General features: G+C 49.5%; 4 protein-coding genes. All 4 read left to right on the top strand.

What is annotated here, in order from left to right:
* Positions 1-350, top strand: a 350-nt coding sequence (locus tag Q0238_RS07530) for a 4Fe-4S binding protein (protein ID WP_297944603.1), incomplete at its 5' end; no start/stop codon positions are given.
* Positions 347-994 (top strand): hypothetical protein, encoded by a 648-nt coding sequence (locus Q0238_RS07525; RefSeq protein ID WP_297944601.1) that lies wholly within the window; start codon positions 347-349, stop codon positions 992-994. The genes Q0238_RS07530 and Q0238_RS07525, both read left to right, overlap by 4 nt.
* Positions 991-1,437: a cytochrome C gene (locus Q0238_RS07520; RefSeq protein ID WP_297883279.1), complete on the top strand. Its 447-nt coding sequence runs from the start codon at positions 991-993 to the stop codon at positions 1,435-1,437. The genes Q0238_RS07525 and Q0238_RS07520 overlap by 4 nt, the downstream gene beginning before the upstream one ends.
* A gap of 3 nt (positions 1,438-1,440) precedes the next feature.
* Positions 1,441-2,281 (top strand): NapH/MauN family ferredoxin-type protein (locus tag Q0238_RS07515; protein WP_297944598.1); only part of this gene is annotated, 841 nt, incomplete at its 3' end.

The raw sequence follows: 2,281 nt of genomic DNA, 5'->3' as shown, positions 1-2,281 counted from the left end.
TTGCGATGGGTATCGCCGTGATTAAAAATTTAGACGCCTGTTTGGCGTATCGCGGGCAGACTTTAAAGTCTAGCGATCTGCGCCTAAAGCCCGCCAAGACCGAGCAGGAGCGCGAGCTAAACTCCGCGCTGGCGGCAAAAGAGGGCAAGGCCTGCGATCTATGCGCATCGCTGTGCCCTTACCCGCAGCCGCTTGATGCCATCGCGATGATAGAAGCAGGCGCGCATTTCGCTCCGCAGATCCGCAGCGCTTGCGTCGGCTGCGGCGCGTGCGCAGAGCTCTGCCCGGCGCGTATCATCGAGATAATCCCGCGGGCGGATTACAAATCAATCTATGAAGGAAAACAATGAAAAACTCTATTAAATTCCGCCTATGCTCGCTAGCTGCAGCGCTTTTATTATGCGGCTGCGGAGATGACGGCGATTCAGGCTCTGCTGCGACAAGCTCTGCAGGGCAGAATTCCGTTTCGCAAGGCTCCGCAGGGCAAAATTCTGCGGATCAGAATTCCGCGAGTTCAAATTCCGCATCGCAGAGCGTGGAACAAAATCATACTGCAAAGCCTCGCATCAGCGTTAAAAGCGGCGAAGCGCCCAAGAAGGACGATAAGTTCGTAAGCTACGATTTTTACGGCGAGCGAAAGGTAAATTTTAATCTAAACGGCGATGTGAACGAAACGACCAAAAATATCGTGGCGTATTCGAGCATCAAAAACCAATACGAAAAGCTAAATTTTGATCTGATGAAAAAGCGTCTTGGGCATGATTTTATCCTGCGCTGTTCAGCGTGCCACGACGACTACGCCAACGGCATCATAGGTCCGTCGCTTCTGGATAAAACCGACGCGCAGATCGTGGATATGATTAAAAAGTATAAATTCAAAGAAAAGCCTAATCCTCTTATGGTGCAGCTCGTAAACGGCATGAGCGAGCAGCAGATAGAGACGATGGCGAAAGAAATTTACGAGTTCAACAAACAATTTAAGGAGCAGAAATGAAACCGGGTAAAATTTTAGCTTTGATTTTGGGTGTAGCACTGATCGCGCTGATGATCTTTATGGCTAGTTCGGACGATTCTAGCGCGCCGCAGCAAGAAGTCAAGCCGCAGGTGCAAGCAAAGCCTGCGCCGCAGAGCAAAAGCGTCGATCTCATCGATGATAAGGACGTAAAAAATATTAAAATTTTGCAGCAGAGCGTCAAGGAGCGCGATTTTAAGGTTAGTAGCTCCTATCTGGTAAGCTGCGCGCCCTGCCACGGCGATGACGGACGCGGCAAGATCGCTCCGCCGATCGGCGGCAAGAGCAAGGATCAAATTTTAGCAAGCCTCAAAGATTATAAAGCGGGTAAGATCAAAAACAGCCTGATGAGCGGACTGCTAACCAACGTAAGCGACGAGAGCCTAGATAAGCTCGCGGATGAAATTTCAAAATTTAAAGAGTAGCTCTTGGATAAATATAATTCGCGATGCACGATCAAAAACACGAGCTTTTTCTCGACCTTCGCGCTTAAAAATAAAAGTGGCAAATGGCGTCCCAGCATTCGGGCTCTGCGCTACGCTACGGTATTTTTAGTGCATCTACTTTTCGTGCTTTCCTTTCGCGCCGATATTCAAATTTTAGAAGGCGACATCAGCGGCTCACGGATACTTGGCTTTCACCTAGCAGATCCATTTGCCACTCTTGAGGTGATCGCCGCGCACAAGGATCTGCCGATAAATTTACTTATCGGCTCGGGCACCATTTTGCTGTTTTACTTCATCGCGGGCGGCAAGGCGTTTTGCTCGTGGATCTGTCCTTACGGAGCGCTTAGCGAGATCGGCGAAAAGCTGCATAATACGCTAATCGCTAAGCATGTCATCAAGGAGCGCTCATTGCCTCGCGGTATGCGGTATGCGATCTGGGCGGTGTTTTTGCTGCTAAGCGCGATTACCGATCTGCTCGTTTTTGAAATTTTTAACGTAGTTGGAATTTTATCGCGCCTCATCATCTACGGCTTCTCGCTGGCGGGGCTTTGGATAGTTTTTGTGTTTTTGCTCGAAGTATTTTTTAGCAGACGGGTGTGGTGCACGCACCTATGCCCGCTAGGCAGCACTTATTCGCTTGCGGCTAAAGCAAGCCTTAGCAAGATTACTTGGGATAAAAGCAGGTGCGATCACTGCGGCGTTTGCCAAGACGTCTGCTTCGTCTCGCACGTACTGGATATCACTAAAAAAAAGGCATCCGAAAATCTGGGCGATAAGAGCAAATTTATGCTAAAAGGGATCGACTGCACGCTGTGCGGACGCT

The organism is uncultured Campylobacter sp. (assembly GCF_938045775.1).
Taxonomy (GTDB): domain Bacteria; phylum Campylobacterota; class Campylobacteria; order Campylobacterales; family Campylobacteraceae; genus Campylobacter_B.
The sequence above is the reverse complement of the archived record's forward strand: the minus strand, read 5'-3'. Positions and strand labels throughout refer to the sequence as shown.